14 protein-coding genes are annotated in these 20,382 nt (G+C 69.2%); 4 read left to right on the top strand and 10 right to left on the bottom strand.

Annotated elements, in window-relative coordinates; all coding sequences use genetic code 11:
• Window positions 1–121 precede the first annotated feature (121 nt).
• The 4 genes from TSB10GB4_RS14915 to TSB10GB4_RS14900 all read right to left on the bottom strand — a co-directional run bounded on the left by TSB10GB4_RS14915 (window position 122) and on the right by TSB10GB4_RS14900 (window position 3,679).
• Window positions 122–934, bottom strand: a complete 813-nt coding sequence (locus TSB10GB4_RS14915; protein ID WP_186396339.1) for a class II aldolase/adducin family protein — start codon at window positions 932–934, stop codon at window positions 122–124.
• A gap of 138 nt (window positions 935–1,072) precedes the next feature.
• Window positions 1,073–1,474 (bottom strand): hypothetical protein, encoded by a 402-nt coding sequence (locus TSB10GB4_RS14910; RefSeq protein ID WP_208984817.1) that lies wholly within the window; start codon window positions 1,472–1,474, stop codon window positions 1,073–1,075.
• Between the two features lie 68 nt (window positions 1,475–1,542).
• On the bottom strand, window positions 1,543–3,402 hold the full coding sequence (locus tag TSB10GB4_RS14905; RefSeq protein ID WP_186396338.1) for a sodium:solute symporter family protein: 1,860 nt from the start codon (window positions 3,400–3,402) through the stop codon (window positions 1,543–1,545).
• A gap of 10 nt (window positions 3,403–3,412) precedes the next feature.
• Window positions 3,413–3,679: a DUF4212 domain-containing protein gene (locus TSB10GB4_RS14900; RefSeq protein WP_244570919.1), complete on the bottom strand. Its 267-nt coding sequence runs from the start codon at window positions 3,677–3,679 to the stop codon at window positions 3,413–3,415.
• Between the two features lie 250 nt (window positions 3,680–3,929).
• Between TSB10GB4_RS14900 and TSB10GB4_RS14895 the strand changes: the two genes are divergently transcribed.
• Both TSB10GB4_RS14895 and TSB10GB4_RS14890 read left to right on the top strand, forming a co-directional pair.
• On the top strand, window positions 3,930–4,556 hold the full coding sequence (locus TSB10GB4_RS14895) for an esterase (RefSeq protein WP_186396336.1): 627 nt from the start codon (window positions 3,930–3,932) through the stop codon (window positions 4,554–4,556).
• Window positions 4,553–6,727, top strand: coding sequence for a DUF294 nucleotidyltransferase-like domain-containing protein (locus tag TSB10GB4_RS14890; protein WP_186396335.1), 2,175 nt, complete (start codon window positions 4,553–4,555; stop codon window positions 6,725–6,727). Before TSB10GB4_RS14895 ends, TSB10GB4_RS14890 begins: the two co-directional genes overlap by 4 nt.
• Before the next feature lie 5 nt (window positions 6,728–6,732).
• Here TSB10GB4_RS14890 and TSB10GB4_RS14885 read toward each other — a convergent pair whose 3' ends face one another.
• The 4 genes from TSB10GB4_RS14885 to uvrA form a co-directional block, all read right to left on the bottom strand.
• Window positions 6,733–7,833, bottom strand: coding sequence for an FAD-binding oxidoreductase (locus TSB10GB4_RS14885; RefSeq protein WP_186396334.1), 1,101 nt, complete (start codon window positions 7,831–7,833; stop codon window positions 6,733–6,735).
• An 85-nt stretch (window positions 7,834–7,918) separates the two neighbouring features.
• Window positions 7,919–8,812, bottom strand: a complete 894-nt coding sequence (locus tag TSB10GB4_RS14880; RefSeq protein ID WP_186396333.1) for a LysR family transcriptional regulator — start codon at window positions 8,810–8,812, stop codon at window positions 7,919–7,921.
• Between the two features lie 16 nt (window positions 8,813–8,828).
• Window positions 8,829–9,788, bottom strand: a complete 960-nt coding sequence (locus TSB10GB4_RS14875) for a YeiH family protein (RefSeq protein WP_208984815.1) — start codon at window positions 9,786–9,788, stop codon at window positions 8,829–8,831.
• 2,199 nt (window positions 9,789–11,987) lie between these two features.
• On the bottom strand, window positions 11,988–14,924 hold the full coding sequence (uvrA, locus tag TSB10GB4_RS14870; protein WP_186396357.1) for an excinuclease ABC subunit UvrA: 2,937 nt from the start codon (window positions 14,922–14,924) through the stop codon (window positions 11,988–11,990).
• 849 nt (window positions 14,925–15,773) lie between these two features.
• On the opposite strand from uvrA, the gene TSB10GB4_RS14865 reads away from it, so the two are divergent.
• Window positions 15,774–16,349, top strand: coding sequence for a single-stranded DNA-binding protein (locus TSB10GB4_RS14865; protein ID WP_186396331.1), 576 nt, complete (start codon window positions 15,774–15,776; stop codon window positions 16,347–16,349).
• 1,635 nt (window positions 16,350–17,984) lie between these two features.
• On the opposite strand, the gene TSB10GB4_RS14860 is transcribed toward TSB10GB4_RS14865, so the two are convergent.
• A complete protein-coding gene (locus TSB10GB4_RS14860) occupies window positions 17,985–18,140 on the bottom strand; it encodes a hypothetical protein (RefSeq protein ID WP_186386509.1) in 156 nt (51 codons plus the stop codon).
• Between the two features lie 315 nt (window positions 18,141–18,455).
• Between TSB10GB4_RS14860 and TSB10GB4_RS14855 the strand changes: the two genes are divergently transcribed.
• Window positions 18,456–19,442, top strand: coding sequence for an ornithine cyclodeaminase family protein (locus TSB10GB4_RS14855; protein WP_186396330.1), 987 nt, complete (start codon window positions 18,456–18,458; stop codon window positions 19,440–19,442).
• Between the two features lie 109 nt (window positions 19,443–19,551).
• On the opposite strand, the gene TSB10GB4_RS14850 is transcribed toward TSB10GB4_RS14855, so the two are convergent.
• On the bottom strand, window positions 19,552–20,382 hold the full coding sequence (locus TSB10GB4_RS14850; RefSeq protein ID WP_186396329.1) for an ATP-binding cassette domain-containing protein: 831 nt from the start codon (window positions 20,380–20,382) through the stop codon (window positions 19,552–19,554).

Raw genomic sequence — 20,382 nt, 5'->3', positions numbered from 1 at the left:
AGCAAGGCGGGCGGACGGCGTCAGCCGGGGGAGGAAAGGAGACGACCGGCGCGGGGACCGCACCGGCCGCCGGAGGCAGGCCAGACAATCGTCAGTCGAACATGCCTCAGTCGAACATGTATCAGTCGAACATGTCGGGGCAGTCCTCGCGGAGCTGCTCCCAGATCGGCTGGAAATGCAGCCAGCCGATATATTCGCTGCCGACATGCTCGCGGCTGTAGCGGGCCCGGTCCTCGCGGATATAGACCGGCGGGATGCCGGCGGCGGCGATGGCGAGCTGCTGCTGGCAGCAGCGCTCCAGCGCGATGAACCAGAAGGCCGCCGCCTCGATGCTGTGGCGGCTCGCCGTCAGCAGGCCGTGGTTCTGGTGGATCGCCGCCTTGACGCCCTTGAAGGCCGCCGCGACGTTGGAGCCGGCATGGTTCTCGACCGCGACCGCACCGGCCTCGTCGCCGATGATGACATGGTCCTCGAAGAAGGCGCAGGCATCCTGGGTGATCGGCTCGATCGGCCGGCAAAGCGCGGCATAGGCGGTGCCGTAGACCGTGTGCGCATGGCACATGGCGATGATGTCGGGATGCGCCTCGTGCACATTGGCATGCAGCACGAAGCCGGCGCGGTTCACCGCGTAATCGCCCTCGATCACCGTGCCGGCATGGTCGACCAGGATCAGGTTCGACATCTTCACCTTGTCGAAATGCACCGCCATCGGGTTGGTCCAGTAAAGCTCCGGCCGCTCCGGATCGCGCACGGTGAGATGGCCGGCGAAACCGTAGTCGAAGCCCTGTCGGGCGAAGGCGCGGCAGGCGGCGACAAGGCGCTCCTTGCGGTGGCGGCGCTCCTCCTCGACGCTCTGGAAGGACGGCTCATACGGGAAGATCAGGCCTTCCTGCTCCGGCTGGTAGATCGACACCCGTCCCTTGAGATCCAGCATTGCAACTCCCTCCTGAAGATCGGCCCCCTCGCCTCTCTTCTGGGTCGCATGCGCACCGGAACGGGTCAATTCCGCGCCCGCTATAACTGTTATCGCCCCGCGCCGGGGCGATAACAGTTATAGCGGGCGCGCCGGCCGTCAGAACGCCGAGGCCACCACCAGATAGAGCAGGATGAACAGCGGCGGCACGCCGAGGAAGGCATCGCCGAACAGGAACAGCTTCAGCAGGAAGAACAGGAAAGCACCGTAGAGCGACACTGCGAAGGGCAGCAGGAACGCCGGAGTCAGCGGCGCAACCAGCGCCAGCAGCGGGTCGGTCAGCTTTCGCAGCACCACGAAGAAGGTGATGTTGCGGTCGGAGCCGACGACGAGTTCGAGGACCCCTCGGGAAAACAGGAAGGCGGCGAGCGCGGTCAGCGCGTAGGTGCCACCGAGATAGACGGCGACCTCGGTCGGCGCGCCGCCAAGGACAAAGGTCCCGAAGGCGAGCAGATAGGTCGCGACGAGGAGAAGGATGCCACTGAGGGCGGAAGCCTGCATGATTTCGTCCATCCTGACATGAAAACGCAGGGCCCATGGGCCCTGCGTTCAGTCTTGTAGCCGGTTCGTCAGTGCGTTTGAACCATCATGTTGCCGCCCTTCGGCAATCGCAGACGGTCGACGAAGTCCTGCATTTCCTCGCTCGGCGCCGGGGTCACCAGCGACACGACATAGGTCACGACGAACGCCACCGGGACACCGAAGATGCCGGCGGAGATCGACGCCACGCCGAACCACGAGATCTCGTCGCCCGTGCCTTTGACGAGGTCAAAGCCGTAGACGTTGCCGATCAGGTAGTACATCGTCGTGCCGAAGCCCGCGGCCATGCCGAGGATCGCGCCGATGTTCGTCGTCCGCTTCCACCACACGCCCATGACGAGCGGGGCGAAGAGGCCGGCAGCCGCGATCGAGAACGCCCACGCCACCATCGACAGAATGTCGGACGGCTTGGTGCGCGCCAGGAAGGCGGCGGCGAGCGCGACGACCACCAGCAGGACCTTCGCCACCATCAGACGACGCTTGGAGTCGGCCTTGGGGTCGATCATCTTGTAGTAGACGTCGTGCGACAGGGCATTGGCGATGGCCAGCAGCAGGCCGTCGGCGGTCGAGAGCGCCGCGGCGAAGCCGCCCGCACCGACGAGACCCACGACCCAGATCGGCATGCCGGCGATCGACGGGGTCGACAGCACGATCATGTCGTTGTTGAGCCGCAGTTCGGTGTAGGGGAAGCCTTCCGCGAAGCCCTTGGCCTCGCAAGCCGCCTGGATCGCCGCGACGGTCTCGGCCTTGACGCCGCAGATCGTCACAAGCTGGTGGCCGGCGATCGACCCCCACTGGATCATCCACTGCGGAATCGCGTTGAAGGCGAGCTGATAGCTCGATTCAGCGCCCGCCGCCACGAAGAGACCCATCAGGTTGAACTTCGAGAAGGCGGCATAGGCCGGAGCCGTGAAGTACAGCAGGAAGATGAAGAACAGCGACCAGCCGACCGACTTACGCGCCTCACGAACCGTCGGGGTCGTGAAGAAGCGCATCAGGATGTGCGGCAGCGACGCGGTGCCGACCATCAGGCAGAAGATCAGGAAGAAGTAGTCGCGCGGGCTGTAGCTCTGGAACGGAGCCACATGGGTCCGCGTGACCTCCAGGATCCGCTCGTACTCGGCGATCTGCGTCAGGGCGCCGCCATAGGTCAACTGCGGGATCGGAATGCCGAACTGCACGGTCGACATCCACACCGCCGGAAGCAGATAGGCGACGATCAGCACGATGTACTGCGCCACCTGCGTCCAGGTCACCGCCTTCATGCCGCCCAGCATCGAGCAGACGAGAATGCCGGCAAGACCGGCGAACACCGCCCATTCGAAGTCGATGTTGAGGAACTGCGAGGCGATGATGCCCGAGGCATAGACCTGCGCGGTGATATAGGTGAACGAGCACGAGAACAGCACGACGATGCCGACGAGGCGCGCGGTGTTGCCGCCGTAGCGGGTGCCGAGGAAGTCGGGCACGGTGTAGGCGCCGAACTTGCGCAGATACGGCGCGAGCAGCACCGCGACCAGCACATAGCCGCCGGTCCAGCCGAGCACGAAGGCAAGGCCGTCATAGCCCAGCACGAACAGCGTGCCGGCCATACCGACGAAGGACGCGCCGGACATCCAGTCCGCGCCCGTTGCCATGCCGTTGTAGACGGCGGGCACCGAGCGGCCGGCGACATAGTATTCCGAGACCTGCGCCGTTCGCGACATGATGCCGATGAACGCATAGATGCCGATCGTCATCGCCATGTAGGACCACAGGATGAAACGGTCCGGCACGCCAAGCGTGGCCGCGATCGCCATCAGGACGACGAAGGCGGCGAAGCCGCCGACATAGATCCCGTAGATCTTGCCCAGGTTGTCGGTGAAATCACCCTTCATGGAAAGTGCCATTGGATCCCCCTCAGTCTTCGGCGACGCCGAATTCCTCGTCGATGGCGTTCTGCCGGTTCGCGAACCAGAAGATCAACACGACGAAGACGATCAGCGATCCCTGCGCGGCCATGTAGAAGCCGAGCGGAAAGCCAAGGAAGACGATGTTGTTCATCGCCGTTACGAAGAAGTGGATGAAGAAGCTGAAGATCGCCCAGACCGCCAGCGTCACCCACATCAGGTTCCGCGTCTTGGTCCAGTGCGCCTCCGCCACTTCCGGTGGCAGTTTCTCGGTCAAAACAAATCCTCCCACTGAATGCACCCGGTCGGCTGATCGACCTCCGTCAGCCCCACCGTCCCCGCTGCAATAATCACAAAGTCGAATATCGGTCCTCCCCGACTTCTTCGCACCAGCAGCATGCGATATATTGCAATGCAGGGACACTTGCGCCGTCAGGTTATTCTCTTCAATGTAGAAAAGGAAAGTTATCCGAAAGACTAATCACGGCGCCGGAGCCAACCGGCCGGCCACCAGGGAGACGCACCAAGTGCTTGATTTGATTGGGTCCATTCTGCCCCAACGGCAAAAAACCGACTGGTCGTCGTCGGTCGAGGCGATCCGCGGAGGCGCCGCTTTTCTCGCGCAAGGGGCGAGCTATTCCTACCTGCGCGCCCGCACGCTCTTGGCCGGGCCCCGCCTGTTCCAGGACGAGGGATTCGGTTTCGCCCTGACCATCTGCAAGTGGGAGACCTTCGCGGTCGCGGCGCAGGACCTGATCCTGATGATCGAGGCCGAGGTGCGCCCGCATCTCCCCGAAGATCCGAAGCTGCGCGCCCGCGGCCTTGCCGAGCTCTATCGCGCCGTGCTCGACGCCGAGGAGATGCCCGCGCACCGCGCCGAGCAGGGCTGGGCCGACCTCATCGAGGAATTCGACCGCCGGCTGCAGGTCTACATGGACAAGCCGCCCTTGAAGCCGGACGCGATCTCCATCGCCACCGCGCTGCGCCTGCTCGACCACGCGCCGATCGAGGATTCGGTGCGCGAGGCCGACAAGATGATGGTGGTCAACAACGTCGCCTTCCGCTTCATCGACTACCAGGCGACCCTGCGCAAACGCATCGACCTTGTCGCCTTCGCCGGCCAGCTCAGCGACCGGATGGTGGCCGTTCCGTGAGTCCGGCGGCACGCGACGGCAACGGGCAGCGAGCCGGCGCGACGCCGCTGATCGCGCTCGACGTGGTCGTGCTCGACACCGAGACGACCGGGCTCGACATCCGCAAGGACCGCATCGTGCAGATCGGCGCGGTGCGCATGGAAGGGGTGGAGCTGCACCCGGAACAGAGCTTCCGCAAGCTGGTCGACCCGGGCATGGCGATCCCGGAAGTCGCCCGCCGCATCCACGGCCTCGGCGACAGGGACGTCGAGGGCCAGGCGACATTCGCCGAGGCCGGGCCGGAATTGCTCGCCTTCATCGGCGATTCGGTCGTCGTCGGCCATTCGATCCATTTCGACCTCGCCGTGCTGCGGCACGAGGCCGACCGCCACGGCATCGCCTGGCGCGAGCCGCGCTCGCTCGACATCGCGCTGCTGGCCGCCGGCCTCGACCGGGCGATGATCGACACCTCGCTCGACAGCCTGGCGCTCGGCCTCGGCGTTCCGGTGGAGGGCCGGCACACCGCCTATGGCGACGCGCTGACGACGGCGCGGGTCTATGCCGCCCTGATCCCGGCGCTGCTGGCCAAGGAGGTGCGCACGCTGGCCGAGGCGGAGAACCTGTCGCGCAAGCCGGCCGGCCTGATCGCCCGCCAGGAGGAGGCCGGCTGGTTCGACCGCCCCTCCGACCGTCCGGACTTCTCCCGCGCGGTGCTGCGCGGCGGCAGCCAGCGCGCCATCGACAGCTTTCTCTACCGCCACCGGCTCGGCGACGTGATGAGCAGCCCGCCGATCTCCATCGCCCAGGGCGCGAGCCTGCACGAGGCCGCGCAACTGATGGCCGAACGCCGGATCGGCTGCCTGATCGTCGATCCGGCCGGCGAGGAGGACGAGCCCGGCATCCTGACCGAGCGCGACGTGCTGCATGCGCTCGCCCGCGAGGGCGCCGGCGCCAGCGACGAACCGGTCGCCCGGCTGATGTCCTCGCCGGTGATCAGCGCGCCGGAGGACACGTTCCTCTACCGTGCGCTCGGCCTGATGGCCCGGCGCAACCTGCGCTATATCGGCGTCACCGACGCCGGCGGCCGGCTCGCCGGCGTCTTCACCCTGCGCACCTTGCTGCGCAAGCGGGCGCTGGCGACGCTCACCGTCGGCGACGAGATCGCCGCCGCCGGAAGGCCGCGCGACCTTGCCCGCGTCCAGGCCGCCCTGCCCTCGCTCGCCGCCGGGCTGCTGGCCGACGGCCAGGACGCACGGCAGGTGGCCGCGATCATCGCCGCCGAGGCCCGCGCGATGACCTCGCGCGCGGCGGAACTCGCCGAAGCGGAGCTGGTCGCCGCCGGCCACGGCCCGGCGCCGGCCGACTATGCGCTGCTGGTGCTCGGCTCGGGCGGGCGCGGCGAGAGCCTGCTCGCCCCCGACCAGGACAATGCGCTGGTGATCGCCGACGACTATGCCGGCAATCTCGACGATGCCGAGGACTGGTTCACCCGCTTCGCCGCCCGCATCAACGAGATCCTCGACCGCGCCGGCATCCCCTATTGCAAGGGCGGGGTGATGGCGAAGAACCGCCCGTGGCGGCGGCGCCTCGGCGAATGGCTGGCGCAGGCGCGCGACTGGGCCGGGCATCCCTCGCCGCAGGCGCTGCTCAGCGTCGACATCTTCTACGATTTCACGCCCGCGCATGTATCGGGCAGCGGCGGCAGCCGGCTCGCCGACCGGCTGCGGCGGGAGACGAGCGAGATCGCCCGCGGCTCGCTCTCCATGCTGCGGGCGCTCGGCGACACCGCCGGCAGCCATGCCGCGCCGCTCGGCCTGTTCGGCCGCATCAAGAAGGACGACACCGGTCGGGTCGACCTCAAGACCGGCGGCCTGCTGCCGATCGTCGCCGGCGCCCGCGCCATCGCCCTGCGCCATGGCGTCGTCTCGCTGTCGACGCCGCAGCGCCTGCGCCAGGCGGCGGAGAAGGCCGGCCGCTCGCAACCCGACGCGGAGCTGCTCGCCGATATTCACGGCTTCCTGATGCGGCTGATCCTAACCCAGCAGATCGCCGATCTGGAGGCGGGCGTGCCGCCGACCAACCGGGTGCGGCTCGACGCGCTGAGCCACCGCGACCAGGACGAGCTGCGCGAGGCGCTCGGCCGCATCGACCTGATCACCCACATGCTGCGCGACCTGCTGCAGGGGCTTTAGGCCGCTCAGCCGCCGAGCCGGCCGGGCGCCAGCGCGGCGACGACGGCGGGGGCCAGCACTGGCACCCGCTCGAGGATCAGGTCGGCGGCGAGCCGCGACAGCGCCGGCGAGGTCTGGATGCCGTAGCCGCCCTGCCCGGCGAGCCAGACGAAGCCCTCCGCCGCGCCCGAAAACCCGGCGACCGGCGTGCGGTCGGGCGCGAAGGACCTGAGGCCCGCCCAGCTCCGCTCGACCCGCGTCACCGCGACCGTCGTCGCCTTCTCGAACCGGTCGAGCCCCTCGGCCAGCACCATGTCGTCCGGCCAGGCATCCTGCGGCGGCAGCGGATCCTCGTCGGCCGGCGAGACCAGCAGCTTGCCGGCCTCGGGCTTGGCGTACCAGGCCTCCGAGGCGCTGACCACCGCCGGCCAGGCCGAGACATCCAGGCCCGCCGGAGCCGGCAGGATCGCCGCCGAGCGCCGATAGGGCTGGATGCCGAGCGGCGGCAGGCCGGCAAGGCCGGCGACCGTATCCGCCCAGGCGCCGGCAGCATTGACCACGACCTGCGCCTCATAGGTCTCGCCGCCCGCCTCGACCCGCCAGACATCGCCCTTGCGGGAAATCGCGGAGACGCGCGCCGAGGTCACCAGCCGGCTGCCGGCATGGCGGGCGGCGCGCAGATAGGCCTGCAGCAGCCGGTCGACGTCGATATCCGCGGCACCTGCCTCATAGGCCGCCGCCACATGATCGCCGGAGAGAATCGGGAAGCGCTGCATCGCCTCGGCGACGGAGATCTGCTCCAGCCCCTCGGCGCCCTGCAGATAGGCGGCGAAGCGCTCCATCTCCTCCGGCCGGGCGACGACCAGCTCGCCGCGCGGGGCGAGGAAGCCGGTCTCCGCGAAAGCGCCGCCGCCACCGAGCACCTCGACCGACGCGTCGTTCAGCGCCCGCAAGGTGGCATTGCCGTAGTTGCGGATGAAGATCGCCGCCGAGCGGCCGGTGGCATGGCGGCCGGGCGCGTCTTCCATCTCCAGCACCACGGTTGAGCGCTCGGCGCCCAGATGTGCGGCAAGGCCGATGCCGGCAATGCCGCCGCCGATGATCAGGCAGTCGCAGGTGATGGACATGGCGTGGCGGGTCCCTTGGGCGATTCGGCCATCATCCTGACACGCATGGACAATTCCAGGAAAGGCCGTTGGACCGCCCCGCCCCTCACGCCGCGTCGGCGGCCACGCCGAGGGCACCGAGAAAGGCGCGGGCGGCGGGCGCAAGATGCCGGGCGCGGTGGCGCAGCACGAAGAAGGGACGCGGCGGCAGGCCGAGCTCCAGCGCCGCGAGCTGGCCCGAGCGCACCGCCCCGTCCGCCACCAGCGCGGAGAGCACGGCCGCCCCCGCCCCGGCCTCGACCGCGCTGCGCAGCGCCTCGTTCGAGGGCAGTTCCATCGAGATGTCGAGATCGGCAAGCGACAGGCCGAAGCTTGCCGCCAGCCGCTCCAGCATCACGCCGGTGCCCGATCCCGCCTCGCGGGCAACGAAGGTCAGCGCCTGCAGCGCGGCGGCATCGAGGGGGCCGCCACGGGCGAGCGGATGGCCGGGCGGCAGCACCAGCACCATGCGGTCCTGCCCGACCTCGACCGGCGCCAGGTCGACGTCGGCCACCGGCCCCTCGACCATGCCCAGATCCGCCTCGCCGCCGCCGATCCAGGCGGCGACCTGCTCGCTGTTGCCGATGGCGAGGGTGACGGCAAGGCGCGGATGGGCGGCGCGAAACGCCGTCAGCCGCGCCGGCAGCCAATAGGCGCCGACCGTCTGGCTGGCGGCGATCCGCAGGGTTCCCCGGCGCAGGCCGGCAAGCTCGGCCAGCACCTCGCCGGCGGCCTCGGCGCGGGCGAGCACGGCGCGCGCCTCGACCAGGAACACCCGGCCGGCCTCGGTCAGGCGGACGCCCCGGCCGACCCGGTCGAACAGGCGCACATCGTGGCGCGCCTCCAGCGCGGCGATCGCCGCGCTGATCGTCGACTGGGTGAGATGGAGCGCCTGCGCCGCGCGCGTGACATGCTCGCGCTCGGCCACCGCCACGAAGATCCGCAACTGTTCCAGCGTCATCGCGCCCCGCCCGCCGTCACATCAGGACCTTCACCATTAGCAGGGCAAGCGCGGCGATGAACAGGGCAGCGAGAGCGGCCAGCAGCAGCGGACGGGGGCCGCGGGCAGCGATCTCGCGCAGATCGGTGCCGAGGCCGAGCCCGGCCAGCGCCATCGTCATCAGGAAGGTCGTCGCCATGCCGGCCCCGGCGCGCATGGCCTCGGGCAGTTCGGTGCTGCTTGCGACCAGCACCATGGCGAGAAAACCGAACACGAACCACGGCAGCGGCAGGCGGGCGGCCCCGTCCCGCGCGACCTTGCTGGCGCCACCGCGCCGCAGCCAGGCGGCAAGCCCCAGCACCATCGGCGCCAGCAGCAGCACCCGCGACAGCTTGGCGACCATCGCCGCCTCGCCCGCCTGCGCCGAATGGCGGAAGCCGGCGCCGGCCACCTGCGCCACCTCATGCACCGAGGCGCCGACAAGGAGGCCGTAGCCGGCCGCATCCAGCCCGGCGAGCGGCGGCAGCAGCGGCATCAGGACCATGGCGAGCGTGCCGAACAGGGTGACGCAGGCGACCGCATAGGCAGCATCGCCCGCGCTCGCCCCGGTCACCGTGCGGGCGGCGGCCACCGCCGAGGCGCCGCAGATCGAGGTGCCGGCGGCGATCAGCCGGGCGAGCTCCGGCGCGACGCCGAGCCGGCGGCCGAGCCACAAGGTCAGCGCGAAGGTGGCGAGAAGCGCGGTGACGGTGACGGCAAGCCCGGCCAGGCCCAGCGACAGCAGGTCGGCGATCGTCAATTGCAGGCCGAGCAGCACGACGGCGGCGCGCAGCAGCGGCCCGGCGGCAAGGCGCACCCCCGGCACGACCAGCGCCGGCAGCGGCAGCACCGCGCGCAGCCCCAGCCCCAGCGCCATCGCCAGCGCCATCGGCCCGAACAGGTCAAGGCCGGGAAGCCGCCGCAGCCCCTCGCCGGCAAGGGCGAGAAGGACGCACAAGGCAAGACCGGGCAAAGCATGACCCCAATTCGCGACGCGTGCCGCGAATTTTGTCTCATATTTTCCGCTTCCGGCGAAATTCATGCCTTGCCTCCTGCGATGCCGGTGCAGGATGGCAGGACGCTTTCATTCGCACAAACTGATTGTTTTTGTAATTATCATCGTAAAAATCGATTTATCTTTCGGAGCGGGAAGACCGAGGCGGTTTCAGCCCCCCTGCTCGCCGCCGACCTCATGGACTTATCCTTGGGGGAGTTCGCCGCGGCCTCTCCCGCATCTTCCCGGACGAGGCCTCTCTTTAGCGTTTTCCCGGCCGCGCCCCCTCCTTGGCGTCTTCCCGGACGAGGCCCCTCCTTGGCGTCTTCCCGGACGAGGCCGAAGGCCGAAGATCCGGGACCGGGGAGCCACGGCGGTTGTGGTGTCGGTCGGGAGCCTGCCCGATAGGCTCTCGGCTCGCCGGTCCCGGCTCGGCGCTGCGCGCCGTCCGGGAAGACGAGAGGAGGGGTTTCGGCATCATCGCTGCCGCTCTGGGAATGAATAGCCCCCGGCCGCGCCCCATTGGCAACCTCGGCAGATGTGGGGCGGGAGGTGCGAGGACGAGGCTCATGCGCTCGGACCTCTCCTTTCGTCTTCCCGGACGAGGCCGAAGGCCGAAGATCCGGGACCGGGGAGGCACGGCGGTTGTGGTGTCGGTCGGGAGCCTGCCCGATAGGCTCTCGGCTCTCCGATCCCGCATCTTCGCTGCGCTTCGTGCGGGATGACGCCGGGAGAGGTTTCAGCGTCATCGCTGCCGCTCTGGGAATGAATAGCCCCCGGCCGCGCCCCATTGGCAACCTCGGCAGGTGTGGGGTGGGAGGTGCGAGGACGAGGCTCATGCGCTTGGACCTCTCCTTTCGTCTTCCCGGACGAGGCCGAAGGCCGAAGATCCGGGACCGGGGAGGCACGGCGGTTGTGATGTCGGTCGGGAGCCTGCCCGATAGGCTCTCGGCTCTCCGATCCCGGCTCGGCGCTGAGCGCCGTCCGGGAGGACGAAACGCGAGGGCGGTGTGCCGTTTCGGCTGCTCTGGCAACCAATAGCCCCCGGCTCTGCGCTGGCGCGCGGCCGGGGTGACCTCTGAGGGGATGTGAGGCGGTGCCCCTCTCACTCAGGACGTCGTTCCGGCCGCGTCGGCGCCGTGACCCGGAGAAACCTGCTTGACCAGATCGAAGCCAATGGTGCTAATATCCACGGCGGACGGCTCCTCTTGTTGGTGGCGTTGTTTCAACGACCCCGTTTTGGCACTTCGATGCCGTTGAGAAGGGCCGTCCACCCCATCATTCATTCCGGCATTCATTCCGGCATTCATTCCGGCCAGGCGCGGCGCGCCCCGAGAGGCAGGAAGCTCGAGGGGCGACCCAAGCGCATGTGATAGGCTTCTGGCTCTCCGGTCCCGGCTCGGCGCTAGCGCGCCGTCCGGGAGGACGACGGAGAGGATTGCGTCCGGGAGGACGCGGGGAGAGGGACGAGCACGGGCAGCAGATTCCGGCCGTCCGGCGGTTGCGCCGAGGCGTCAGTCGCGATCGATCGTGGTTACTGGGTCCCGGCCTTCGGCTTCACCGAGACCGGGACGACAGCCGAGAGCTAGGGCTCGTGCGGGCGTGTCCTCGCCGCCACTCTGGTAGCCAATGGGCACCGGGGCGCGGCTGCGCCTTGCCCGGTGTGACGGCAGAGGGGATGTGAGGCAGCGCCTCTCACTCGGATGCCGTCCCGGCCGGACCAGAGACCCACATCGCTGCCTCCCCCTCAGACCGTCATCCCGGCCGCAGGCGAAGCCGGAGAGCCGGGAACCATTGGCACCCTCGGCGGATATTTGTCGCACATGCCTCTCCCCGCGTCTTCCCGGACGAGGCCGAAGGCCGAAGATCCGGGACCGGGGAGGCACGGCGGTTGCGGGTTCGTTCGGGAGTGCCTTCGTGAGGCTCTCGGCTCTCCGATCCCGCATCTTCGCTGCGCTTCGTGCGGGATGACGCGGGGCGGGGTGGGCGCGTCCTCTCGACCACTCTGGCAGCCAATAGGCCCCGGCTCTGCGCTGCGCGCGGCCGGGGTGACGGCTGAGAGGATGCGAGGTCGGGTCACTTTCTCGGGATGACGCGGGAGGGTAGGAGCGAAGCTAGCCGACACCGGCGTTCCGGCGGCACCGCCGGTCGCTCTTCCCGCAGCTACTCCGCCGCGGTCATGCCGCGGGCCGGGCGGCGTTCCAGCACCTCGCGCAGGAAGTGGCCGGTATGGCTCGCCGGCACCTCGGCGATCTCCTCCGGCGTGCCGGCCGCGACGATGGTGCCGCCGCCATCGCCCCCTTCCGGCCCGAGATCGATCACCCAGTCGGCGGTCTTGATCACCTCCAGATTGTGCTCGATGACCAGCACCGTGTTGCCCTGGTCGACCAGTTCGTGCAGCACTTCCAGCAGCTTGGCGACATCGTGGAAATGCAGGCCGGTGGTCGGCTCGTCGAGGATGTAGAGCGTGCGGCCGGTCGCCCGCTTCGACAGTTCCTTGGCCAGCTTGACGCGCTGCGCTTCGCCGCCGGACAGGGTCGTCGCCTGCTGGCCGACCTTGATATAGCCGAGACCGACGCGGGCCAGCGTCTCCAGCTTGTCGCGCACCGCCGGCACGGCGGCGAAGAAGCGCGCGCCCTCCTCCACCGTCATGTCGAGCACGTCGGCGATCGACTTGCCCTTGAACTCCACCTCCAGCGTCTCGCGGTTATAGCGCTTGCCCTTGCAGACGTCGCAGGTGACATAGACATCGGGCAGGAAGTGCATCTCGATCTTGATGACGCCGTCGCCCTGGCAGGCCTCGCAGCGCCCGCCCTTGACATTGAAGGAGAAGCGCCCCGGCTGGTAGCCGCGCGTCTTCGCCTCGGGGAGGCCGGCGAACCATTCGCGGATCGGCGTAAAAGCGCCGGTATAGGTCGCCGGGTTCGAGCGCGGCGTGCGCCCGATCGGCGACTGGTCGATGTCGATCACCTTGTCGAGCTGCTCCAGCCCGTCGATATGGTCGTGCGGGGCCGGGGTCTCGCGCGCGCCGTTCAGCCGCCGCGCCGCCGCCTTGTACAGCGTGTCGATGAGGAAGGTCGACTTGCCGCCGCCGGAGACGCCGGTGATGCAGGTGAAGGTGCCGAGCGGAATGTCCGCCGAGACGTTCTTCAGATTGTTGCCGCGTGCGCCGGCCACATGGATGCGGCGATGCTTTTTCGGCTTGCGCCGCTCGGCCGGCATCGGGATCGCCATGGCGCCGGACAGGTACTGGCCGGTCAGCGACTTCGGATTGGCAAGGATCTCCGCCGGCGTGCCTTCCGCCACCACCTCGCCGCCATGGATGCCGGCGCCGGGACCGATATCGACCACATGGTCGGCGGTCAGCACCGCATCCTCGTCGTGCTCGACCACGATCACCGTGTTGCCGAGGTCGCGCAGGTGCTTGAGCGTGTCGAGCAGGCGGGCATTGTCGCGCTGGTGCAGGCCGATGGACGGCTCGTCGAGCACATAGAGCACGCCCGTCAGCCCCGAGCCGATCTGCGAGGCAAGGCGGATGCGCTGGCTCTCGCCGCCCGACAGGGTACCGGAGTTGCGCGACAGCGCCAGATAGTCGAGGCCGACATCGTTGAGAAACCGCAGCCGCTCGCGGATCTCCTTGAGGATGCGCAGGGCGATCTCCGACTGCTTGTCGGTGAGCTTTTCCGGCAACTCGGCGAACCAGGCGGCGGCATCGCGGATGGAAAGCTGCGAGATCTCGCCGATATGACGGGTGGCGATCTTCACCGACAGCGCCTCGGGCTTCAGCCGGTAGCCGTTGCAGGCCGGGCACGGACGGTCGGACTGGTAGCGCGACAGCTCCTCGCGCACCCACTCGCTGTCGGTCTCGCGCCAGCGCCGCTCGATATTGCCGATGACGCCCTCGAAGGTCTTGGCGGTGCGGTAGCTGCGCACGCCGTCGTCATAGACGAACTCGATCTTCTCCCTGCCCGACCCGTTGAGGATCGTCTCACGCACCGGCTCCGGCAGGTCGGCCCAGGGGGTCGCCATCGAGGCGCCGAAATGGCGGCAGATCGCCTCCAGCGTCTGGGCGTAATAGGGCGAGGTCGAGCCGGTCTTGGCCCAGGGCAGCACCGCGCCCTCGCGCAAGGTGAGCGTGTGGTCGGGCACCACCAGCTCCGGCTCGAAGGCGAGCGTGGTGCCGAGCCCGTCGCAGGTCGGGCAGGCGCCGAACGGGTTGTTGAAGGAGAACAGCCGCGGCTCGATCTCGGAAATCGTGAAGCCGGAGACCGGACAGGCGAATTTTTCCGAGAACACCAGGCGCTCGTGGGTCTCGTTGCGGTTCTGCAGCACGGCGCCGTCGGCCGGCGCGGGCAGCGCCCTGTCGGCGAATTCGGCGATGGCGATGCCGTCGGCCAGCGACAGCGCGGTCTCCAGCGAATCCGCCAGCCGGCCGGCGATGTCCGGCCGCACGACGATGCGGTCGACGACCACGTCGATGTCGTGCTTCAGCTTCTTGTCGAGGGCGGGCGCCTCGGCGATCTCATGGAAGGTGCCGTCGATCTTGACGCGCTGGAAGCCCTTCTTCATCAGCTCGGCGAGTTCCTTGCGGTACTCGCCCTTGCGCCCGCGCACGATCGGGGCGAGCAGGTAGAGCCGGGTGCCCTCCTCCAGCGCCAGCACCCGGTCGACCATCTGGCTGACCGTCTGGCTCTCGATCGGCAGGCCGGTGGCCGGCGAATAGGGCACGCCGATGCGCGCGAACAAGAGGCGCAGGTAGTCGTAGATCTCCGTCACCGTGCCGACGGTCGAACGCGGATTGCGCGAGGTCGTCTTCTGCTCGATGGAGATCGCCGGCGACAGGCCGTCGATCTGGTCGACATCCGGCTTCTGCATCATCTCCAGGAACTGGCGGGCATAGGCCGACAGGCTCTCGACATAGCGGCGCTGGCCCTCGGCATAGATCGTGTCGAAGGCGAGTGACGACTTGCCGGAGCCGGACAGGCCGGTCATCACGATCAGCGCGTCGCGCGGCAGGTCGAGATCGATGTTCTTGAGATTGTGCTCGCGCGCGCCGCGCACGCTGATCACCCGCCGGTCGGCGAGGGAGGCGGGCGGCATGGTGGTCGAACGCGGCTTGGACATGCGTGCGGTCCCTGGATGGACGGCCCTGCGGCCTTTTGCGGGCTTCCGGGCCGCGCGGGAGGGCGCGGCGCGAAGGCAGATTGAACGTTACCCGGCGCCGCCGGGATGGAACGGCAGCCTGGGGCAGCCGGAGCAGAACAGGGCCGGGCACGGCATGGTCGGCACGACAGGGCGGGCACGACAGGCCGGGCACGACATGGTCGGCACGGCAGGGCCGCTCCGCCCGATGGCGGCAACGCCCTTCTACGATATACGCCGGGTGCCGTCGATTCCCGTTGCCGGTCCGCCCCGCCCGATCCGGTCAGGTCCGATCCGGCCCGGCCGGCGCCGCAACCAGCCGGAAGCCGGCAAGCCGCAACTCCCGGCTCAAGCAACTCCCGGCTCAACTGGGGCAGACCTTTCTACGCGCGCCGTTGCGAATCCGATTGCGTGAACATATCAGGAACATATACTGTCGCGCAAGACTGCCGGCATGTGGTGCGGCCGGGCGCTGCGGGCAAGGGGCAGCCCGATGCTTCCTTCGCCGTCCCGGCCCCATTGTGGATAAGCCGCGACAGGGCGGCCAAAACGCGGCTTGGCGGCCGGCGGGCCTTTCGCCGGCGTCCCGGCCGGGGCTAAGGTCCACGGGATGATCGCAAGGCTTCCCGGGCGCGTCCGCGCGCCCTCGGCGAGCCGCAGGACTTCAGCAGGTCCGCACGGGCGGACCACATCGAAGCAGCAAGCCCGGCCGCCACGCGCGGGCGGGCGACAGTAAAGCAGCAAGCCCGGCCGCGACGCGCCGGCTTGAGGACAGGCCGGCAACGTCCGGCAGGCAAGGAGACGACAATGTCGGGAAGCGTCAACAAGGTGATCCTGGTGGGCAATCTGGGAGCCGATCCTGAGGTCCGCCGGATGCAGGACGGGCGCCCGGTGGTCAACTTGCGCATCGCCACCTCGGAGACCTGGCGCGACCGCAGCTCGGGCGAGCGCAAGGAGCGCACCGAGTGGCACCGCGTGGTGATCTTCAACGAGGGCCTGGCCAAGGTCGCGGAGAACTATCTGCGCAAGGGCGCCAAGGTCTATATCGAGGGCCAGTTGCAGACCCGCAAGTGGCAGGACCAGTCGGGCCAGGATCGCTATTCCACGGAAGTCGTGCTGCAGGGCTTCAACTCGACGCTGACCATGCTCGACGGCCGCGGCGAAGGCGGCGGCGGCGGTGGCGGCCGCTTTGTCGAAGGCGGCGGCGGGGGCTATGAGGGCGGCTCCGGCGGTGGCTACGGTGGAGGGTCTGGCGGCGGCTCAGGCGGCGGTTACGGCGGCGGCTCCGGTGGCGGTTACGGCGGCGGCTCGGGTGGTGGGTCGGGCGGGTCGGGCGGCGGCTTCGGCGGCGGCCCGGACATGGACGACGAAATCCCGTTCTAGGCCGCAGGGCGATTCGAGCGCGTTCGGGAGGACGCGCGGCGATGGCGCGTGGGGCGACACGGGAGAGGCGCGCGGCCACACTACGGCATGAGGCGGGAGGGCATCGTCACCTCCCCGGCTGTCATACCTGCGAAGGCCGATGAGCGCTAGGCGACGCCCCTCCCACCGAGGTCATCCCGGCCGCAGGCGAAGCCGGAGAGCCGGGAGCCATTGGCACCCTCAGCGGGTGTGAGGCGAAAGGCGCTCGCCCCCCTCTCGGCTGTCACGCCCGCGAAGGCGGGCGTCCAGTATCCGCCGGAGCGCGTGGGCGTAGAAAAGCAGCAGCAGCCGGGCGGGTGGGTGTGCGAAAGCAGCAGTTCCGGCCGCTGCGAGCCTCGTTCGCGGCAACGTCACGGCTCGACCCGCACGACCTGGGGTTACTTGATCCCGGTCTTCGGCTGTGCCGAAACCGGGATGACACTCTGTGTGTGGGTTCGCGTGGGCGTATCATCGCCGCCGCTCTGGCAGCCAATGGGCACCGGGTCGCGCTGCGCTTGCCCGGTGTGACGACCTGTGGATGGGGCAAGGCCGCGCCCCTCTCACTCAGGATGTCTTCCCGGACGAGGCCGCAGGCCGAAGATCCGGGAACCATTGGCACCCTCGGCAGGCGTGAGACGGAAGGCGTTCACCTCCCTCTCGGCTGTCACGTCCGCGAAGGCGGGCGTCCAGTATCCGCCGGGGCGGATGGTGGCGCGAAGGCAGCAGCTTTCCGCCTTTCTCTCCTTTCGTCATTCCGGACGAGGCCGAAGGTCGAAGATCCGGGACCGGGGAGCCTCGTTCGCGGCAACGTCACGGCTCGACCCGCACGACCTGGGGTTACTTGATCCCGGTCTTCGGCTGTGCCGAAACCGGGATGACACTCTGTGTGTGGGTTCGCGTGGGCGTATCATCGCCGCCGCTCTGGCAGCCAATGGGCACCGGGTCGCGCTGCGCTTGCCCGGTGTGACGACCGAGGGGGAGGAAAGCGCGCACCCTCCCCAAGCGCCCACGCGGAGCAGCGGAGGAGCGCTAGGCCGCGCCTCTCACTCAGGATGTCGTCCCGGACGAGGCCGAAGGCCGAAGATCCGGGAACCATTGGCACCCTCAGCGGGCGTGAGACGGAAGGCGCTCACCTCCCTCTCGGCTGTCACGCCCGCGCAGGCGGGCGTCCAGTATCCGCCGGAGCGCGTGGGCGTAGAAAAGCAGCCGCAGCCGGGGCGGGTGGGTGTGCGAAAGCAGCAGCTTTCCGCCTTCCTCTCCTTTCGTCTTCCCGGACGAGGCCGAAGATCCGGGACCGGCGAGCCGAGGGCGATTGCCGAAGCGTTCCGGCAAGGGGCCGCAAGCGCTGTGCCTCTCCGGTCCCGCATCTCCGCTGCGCTGCGTGCGGGATGACGCAGGGAGGGGCCTGCGCGTGGGGGACGCGCCGTCCGGGAGGGCGAAGGAGGGGCTGCGCGCGAATGGTGCTTCGTCCGGGAGGACGCAGCGCGAGGGCGGAGCGCGGGAGGATGCCGGGAGAGGCCGAGCCGGGCGTGAGGCGAAAGGGTGCCGATCCTACGCAGCCGCCTTCTGCCTCACGATCGCCTCGGCGCTCGCATGGCGGCAGCCCGCCGATGCCGATCAGGCCCGTGTGGCGACATAGTGCCAGGCCCCGGCCGCCACCGCGCCCGCCGCGATGCCGAGCGCGACCCCCGTGCCGGTGTTTCCGCCCAGATAGCCGATGGCCAGGCCTGCGACGAGACCGCCGAGAATTCCCCATACCAACCGGTTTGCCATCTCACATCCCTCCATGCCAGGATCTGCCCCGCGCCGATGCCCGCAAGCGAAACCGCCGGCCTGCCAGCATGTTCCCGGCCAGCATGTTCCCGTCCAGCATGTTCCCGGCCAGCATGTTCCCGGCCGGCACGGCAGCTTCCGCAAGGCAGGACGGGCAACCCTGTGGCGGCAGCGCAGCTTGTCGGGGAGTTTTTCGGCAGGACGCCCTTTCGCGTCTTGCTGTCGCCGTTTGCGGCGGGCATCGTCCTTCCCGCCGGTCGCCGGTCGCCGGCCGGTTCGTACCGCTCCCCTTATCCGGTCCCTATGGAGGCTCCCATGCTGCAACTCGACCAGGATGCCACCCGCGCGGCGCTCGACTGGCGGCCGCTGATCGAGGCGCTGCGGGCGATGTTCCGCGATGGCTGCGAAAGCCCGGTGCGCCATCACCACGACTTCGCGGTGCCGGGCGAGACGGACGGCACGCTGCTGTTGATGCCGGCCTGGGTGCCGGGGCGCTATCTCGGCACCAAACTGGCGACCGTGGTGCCGGGCAACGGCGCGCGCGGCCTGCCGGCGGTGATGGCGAGCTACCTGCTGAACGACGCGCGCACCGGCGAGATGGTGGCGCTGATCGACGGCGGCGAGTTGACCGCCCGGCGCACGGCGGCGGCCTCCGCCCTGGCGGCCGACTACCTGGCGCGCGCCGACGCCCGCCATCTGGTGGTGGTCGGCACCGGCCGCCTGTCGCGCAACCTCGCCGCCGCCCATGCCTCGGTGCGGCCGATCTCGCGCATCTCCGTCTGGGGACGCGACATCGAAAAGGCACAGGCGGTCGCCGAGGACATTTCCGGCGAACTCGACATCCTGACGCAGGCCGCCGGCGATCTCGAAGCGGCGGTGCGCGCGGCCGACATCGTCAGTTGCGCCACCCTGTCGGAGGCGCCGCTGGTGCGCGGCGCCTGGCTGAAGCCGGGCAGCCATGTCGATCTGGTCGGCGCCTTCAAGCCGACCATGCGCGAAAGCGACGACGAGGCGATGGCGCGGGCCCGCGTCTTCGTCGACACCCGCGAGGGCGCAACAACGGAAGCCGGCGACATCGTCCAGGCGCTCGCCTCCGGCGCGCTGGCCGAGGACGGCATCGAGGCCGATCTCTTCGACCTCGTCCGCGGCACCCACCCGGTGCTGCGCGAGGCCGAGGACATCACCCTGTTCAAGTCGGTGGGCGCGGCGCTGGAAGACCTTGCCGGCGCGATCCTCGCCTTCGAGACCGCCTCGGCAACGCCCGAGCCGGCAGTCTCGCCGCGCGTCCTGCCGGTGATGTGAGCGAGAGGCCACAAAGCGCTGGAGGACGGAAAGGCGCGGCGGCGATCCCCCTCGCCCCCTCCCTCCCCTTCCGGCCCCTTTTCCCAACGCGGTCGAGGCCGGCCAATGGTCAGACCGTGCCGCCGAGCTCCGCGCCGAGGTCCTGCAACTCCTTGCCGCCGGCCATCAGGTTCTGCAATTCGTCGATGGTGATGCCGCCCTTGCTGTGGGTGCCGAGCGTCCGCCCCCGGTTGAGCACGGTGAAGCGGTCGCCGACCGCATAGGCATGGCGGACATTGTGGGTGATGAAGATCACCCCAAGCCCCTTGGCCCGCACCTGGCCGATGTATTTCAGCACCATCGAGGTCTGGGCGACGCCAAGCGCCGAGGTCGGCTCGTCGAGGATCAGCACCCTGGCGCCGAAATAGACCGCCCGGGCGATCGCCACGCATTGCCGCTCGCCGCCCGACAGGGTGCCGACCGCCTGCTGCGGATCGCGCACGTCGATGCCGATGCGCCGCATCTCCTCGCGCGTCACCGCGTCGGCATGGACCATGTCCATGTGGCGGAGCGGCCAGACACCCTTGAGCGGCTCGCGGCCCATGAAGAAATTGCGGGTGATCGACATCAGCGGGATCATCGCCAGGTCCTGGTAGACGGTGGCGATGCCGGCATCGAGCGCGTCGCGCGGGCTGGCAAAAGTGACCTCCTCGCCGCCGACGAGGAAGGACCCCGCCGTCGGCCGGTGCACGCCCGACAGGGTCTTGATCAGGGTCGACTTGCCGGCGCCGTTGTCGCCGAGCAGGCATAGCACCTCGCCGGCATGCACCTTCATCGAGACACCGCCAAGCGCGATGACCGAGCCGAAATGCTTGACGAGGTCGCGCACCTCGATCAGCGGAACGGACGGCGCAGGGTCGGTGCGGGCGGGATCCGAATGTGCCAGAGCTGTCGCGGCCAT

It is taken from the genome of Stappia sp. TSB10GB4 (assembly GCF_900185745.1).
Lineage (GTDB): Bacteria > Pseudomonadota > Alphaproteobacteria > Rhizobiales > Stappiaceae > Stappia.
The sequence above is the reverse complement of the archived record's forward strand: the minus strand, read 5'-3'. Positions and strand labels throughout refer to the sequence as shown.